The following is a 4768-nucleotide window of genomic DNA, read 5'->3' as shown; positions in this document are numbered from 1 at the left end:
CCGGCGGGCGGAGGCGGCATCGTCACGCAGCGGCACCACCAGCCGGCCGCTGCGGTCAATGGCGCCCCCATTTGCCGCCCGGCCATCAGCGTGTGCTCGCCGTGGGCGCGCGGCGCGCAGCCCTGGCAGACCACCGCCAGGCCGTCTTCGAACGGCTCCGCCCATTCATACGGCGTGGCCAGCGCCAGGCCGAGCCTGCGATCGTAATAGGCGATGCCGCCGTTCAGCATGCCGCGCGCCAGCCCCGACACGAACTCGTCCGGCCCGTTGTCGTAGGTGAGCACCGGCGCCGAGCGGCCGTCTGGCCGCACCCACCGCCAGCCCTCGCCGGCCAGCGCCACGCCGGCCAGACCCCGGGCATCGAACACGAACCGCCGCAGCACGGCGGGATTCCAGCGCGGGACCCCTTGGACGACAGCCGCGCAGTGCGGCACTTCGGTCAGTTCGTCCGGCGCGGGTCGGACGGCGGCAAGGCAGGCGGTGTCGAAGACCGGCGCGGCGGCGACCGCAAGCGCCGCGGCAAATAGCGAAACAGGCATGCGCGCATTGTAGGGACATGGTTCGCGCCCCGCCATGCGCCGAGCCGCCGCCTCGCCGCCACCGCCCTGCTGTATCGCGCTCGCGGCGCGCCGCCGCCGTCGCACGCGGGCCCGCCTCAGTTGGCGGTAGCGCCGGAATCCTTGACGGCCTTGGCCCAGGACGCCATTTCGCTGGTGATGAACTCGCCGAACCTGGCGCCGCTCAGGCCCGAGGCGCGGGCGCCTTCTTCCATGAGACGCTGCCTCACGGCCGGCGCCGCCAGCGCGCCGGACAGGGCCTGGTTCAGGCGCGCCACGACCGCGTCGGGCGTGCGGCCGGAGCCACGATGCCGTGCCACGACACGGCCTGGAAGCCCGGCAGGCCGGATTCGGCCATGGTGGGCACGTCCGGCATGGCATCGGAGCGGTCCGGCGAGGTCACGGCCAGCGCGCGCAGCGTGCCGGCCTTCACGTGGGGCAGCACGCCCGGAATCGTGGTGAACATGAAGTCGATCTGCCCGCCGATCAGATCCGTGATGGCGGGGCTGCCGCCCTTGTAAGGCACGTGGGCGAAATGCAGCTTCTCGGCGCTCTTGAACATCTCGCCGGCCAGATGGCCCGGCGTGCCCGCGCCCGCCGAACCCATGTTGGCGCGGCCGCCCTGCTCGCGGACGTAGGCGATCAGGTCGCCGACCGAGGCGGCCTTCACGTTGGGCCCCACCACCAGCACGTTGGGCACGGTGGCCAGCAGCGTGACCGGGGTGAAGTCCTTTGCCGCGTCATACGACAGGCGAGGATAGAGCGAGGGATTGATGCCGTGGGTGCTGGCGGTGGCCAGCAGCAGGGTGTAGCCGTCGGGCGCGGCCGAGGCCACCTGCTTGGCGGCGATGGTGCCGTTGGCTCCGCCCTTGTTCTCCACCACGATGGTCTGCCCCAGGGTCTTGGCGGCTTCGGCCGCCACCGTGCGCGCCAGGATGTCCGAGGTGCCGCCCGCCGAGTGGGGCACCACCAGCGTAATGGGCTTGGACGGAAAATCGGACTGGGCGTGCGCGGCCGGCAGAGCCAGCCCGATACAGGCGGCCAGGGCCGCCCCGGTGAAAAGTCGGGTGCAAGTCATGCGTGTCTCCAGAAAATCGTTATGGCCGCGCGGAACGCGCCAGACGTCCCGCGCGGTGCCGTCGGCCCGTCCTCAGTCGGACCCGAGCTGCAGCTTGTTGGGCTGGCGTTTTTCGATGGCCCACTTCAGCAAGGCCGCGCTGCGGTAGATGCCGTGCGCGAACTTGCCGTAGGGCAGCGTGAGGAACAGCGCCATGACCACGCCCAGGTGCACGGCCAGCAACAGCGCCATCGCGCCCGTGTCGCGCCCCGCCAGCAGGGCCAGCCCGGTGGCGCTGGTGAGGAACAGCAGCGCGATGAATCCCCGGTCCATGGGTTTCTGGGCCGCGTCGCCCTGCAGCGGATGGCGCCGCAGGTTGAGCCACAGCAGGCCCGCCGGACCGATCAGCAGGCCGATGCCGCCCGCCGTGCCCAGCAGCACCGGCGCGCTCAGGAACGGATACGGCGCCTCCTCGCCCAGCAGGTAGTGGTAGAGCGTGGCCACGCAGGTGGCGGCAAAGCACAGCATGAAGCCGTAGAACGTGAAATGGTGGAAGCGGCGCCGCCATGGCGTGAAGGCGTCGTCCGCGTTGTTGCAGCCCTTGCCGTGCCCGCCGTCCAGGTAGCGCAGGCGCAGCGCATCATGGGCGGCCTCGGCCACGGCCGCGCCGCTGGCCTCGCCCGGACTCACGTTGCGCCAGAAACGCGCCACGCCCGCCGCCAGCGCCAGGATGGCGAAGCAGAACACCAGGCCGAACATCAGCGCCAGCAGGTTGTGCGGAAAGATCGCGTAGAAGTTGCCCGCCAGCGGCTCGTGGAAAAGCCCGCCGCCCAGGCCCGCGGCCAGCGCCAGGAAGAAGGCCAGCCCCGCGGCCGTGGCCAGCGACAGCGCCAGGCCGTTGCGCTTGTACAGCGCGCCCAGCGCAGGCGGCCACGCATAGTCGGTGTAGGTCTGCAGCCGCACCTTGGCCATGGCCTGCGGCACGTTCACGCCGAACTCGTGCGGCGGCGCGTACTGGCAGGCGTGCAGACAGGCGCCGCAGTTGTGGCACAGGTTCGCCAGGTAATTGATGTCGGCCTTGCCGAACTCCAGCCGGCGGGTCATGGCGGGAAACACCGCGCAGAACCCCTCGCAGTAGCGGCAGGCGTTGCAGATCTGCATGACGCGCGCGACTTCGCCTTCCTCGGCGCTCAGCTCGGCGGCCTGCGGCCGCGCCGCCCTGTCGTGCCACCGCACGGGCTGTTCGGCCACGGCCTGCGCGCGGGATTCCAGAGCCTGCGCCTCGCGCGCCAGGGCCTCAAGCTGCTTCATGCTGCACTCCCGAAAGACGGCGGGCGGCGGCCGCGGCGCGGGTGCCGGCGATGCGGCCGAAGGCGGTACCGATGGACATGCCCACCCCCGCCGTGTATCCCTTGCCCAGCACGTTGCCGGCCATCATTTCGCCCGCGACGAAGAGGTTGTCGCTGGGCTGATCGTTGAAACGGACCGCGGCGGTTTCATCCACCTTCAGGCCCAGATAGGTGAACGTGATGCCCGGGCGCAGCGCATAGCCGAAGAAAGGCGCTGTGTCGATAGGGCGCGCCCAGTGCGTCTTGGCCGGCGAGATGCCCTCGGTATGGCAGTCGTCCAGCGCGGTGTGGTCGAACTTGCCGACGCGGCATGCCTGGTTGTATTGCTCGATAGTGCGCACGAAGGCGGACTCGTCCAGCCCGAGCTGGCGCGCCAGCCCGGGCAGCGTATCGGCCCGCGCGCCCGGAAACACCGGCGGCATGAAGCGGCCCACAGCCTTGGCGTCGATGATGGAATAGGCGATCTGCCCCGGCTGCATCGCCGTCAGGCGACCCCATATGGCATAGCGCTTGGGCCAGAAGTCTTCGCCCTCGTCGTAGAATCGCCAGGCGTCGCGGTTGACCACCACGCCCAGCGACACGCAGTCGATGCGCGTACAGATGCCGCCGTCGTACAGCGGCGCGCGCGCGTCGATGGCTACGCAGTGCGACTGCGACGGATCGCCGATGGCGTCCGCCCCCGCGTCCAGCATGAACTTCAGCAGCACGCCCATGTTGTAGCGCGTGCCGCGGATGAGGAAATTGTCGGCCGGCCATTCGCCGCGCTCATTCTGGCCCCAGGCCTCGCGCAGCCATTCGCGGTTGGACTCGAAACCGCCGGCGGCCAGCACGCAGCGCGCGCCTCGATGCGCTCGTCGCCGATGCGCGCGGCCACGAAGCGGCCGCCGTCGAGCTCCAGCGAGTCTACCGGCGCGTTGTAGCGGATGCGCACGCCCAGCGCCTCGGCGCTGCGGTAATAGGCATTGACCAGCGCCTTGCCGCCGCCCATGAAGAAGGCGTTGGTGCGCGCCACGTGCAGCGCACCCGACAGCGGCGGCTGGAAATTGACGCCGTGCCGGCGCATCCAGTCGCGACAGGTCGACGACTCGCGGATCACCAGGCGCGCCAGCTTTTCGTTGGTGAGCCCGCCCGTCACCTTGAGCAGGTCCTGCCAGTACTCCTCCTCGGGATAGGCGTCCACCAGTACGTCCTGCGGCGCGTCGTGCATGCAGCGCAGGTTGCGGGTGTGCTGCGAATTCCCGCCTCGCCACTCCTTGGGCGCGGCTTCCAGCAGCAGCACGCTGGCGCCCGCCTCGCGGGCCATGAGCGCCGCGCAAAGAGCGGCGTTGCCGCCGCCGATGACCAGTACGTCTACCATGCCTGTGATTCCCTATTCGAGACAGGCACTGTAGCGAGCGGGCCGGCGCCGCGATATCAGCGGGCCGTCAACGGGTCTTCATGATTCGTGAAGAGCGGTCACCGCCCAGCGGCCCTCCCGGGCCAGCCCGCGCGACACGTCGGCCAGCACCAGCCGGGCGGCCAGCGCCGCCGGCGACAGCTCCTCGTCGGAAAGGCTCACCAGCAGGTTGGAGCGGAACAGTTGCTCGTCGTCGATGCGCACCATGCGGATCTGGCCCGGATGCAGCCGCGCCACGGCCGAGCCGGGCTGGATGGTGGCGGCGCAGCCCAGTTGCACCACGTCCATCAGCAGGGGCAGGCCGTCCACCTCGGCCACGACCTTCGGCGCCTGCCCCAGCCGCGCATAGGCGCCATTGACCAGCGTGCGCAGGCCGTGCCGGGCGCTGGGCAGCACCAGGGGCAGGTCG

The 4768-nt window shown here is 70.6% G+C and carries 3 protein-coding genes and 2 pseudogenes; all 5 read right to left on the bottom strand.

What is annotated here, in order from left to right; all coding sequences use genetic code 11:
* On the bottom strand, positions 1-539 hold a 539-nt coding region (locus AD428_RS26630), incomplete at its 3' end, for a hypothetical protein (protein ID WP_160318536.1).
* Positions 540-655: 116 nt separating this feature from the next.
* Positions 656-1635 (bottom strand): annotated as a pseudogene (locus AD428_RS00940) (Bug family tripartite tricarboxylate transporter substrate binding protein).
* Positions 1636-1707: 72 nt separating this feature from the next.
* Positions 1708-2925, bottom strand: coding sequence for a tricarballylate utilization 4Fe-4S protein TcuB (gene tcuB, locus AD428_RS00935; protein WP_053243803.1), 1218 nt, complete (start codon positions 2923-2925; stop codon positions 1708-1710).
* Positions 2912-4320: pseudogene (tcuA, locus tag AD428_RS00930) on the bottom strand (FAD-dependent tricarballylate dehydrogenase TcuA). Before tcuA ends, tcuB begins: the two are co-directional and overlap by 14 nt.
* A 78-nt stretch (positions 4321-4398) precedes the next feature.
* On the bottom strand, positions 4399-4768 hold a 370-nt coding region (locus tag AD428_RS00925), incomplete at its 5' end, for a LysR substrate-binding domain-containing protein (protein WP_235488717.1).

The sequence above is a fragment of the Achromobacter sp. DMS1 genome, from assembly GCF_001270295.1.
Note: the sequence above shows the minus strand (reverse complement) of the source record. Positions and strands in the feature narration are given on the sequence as shown.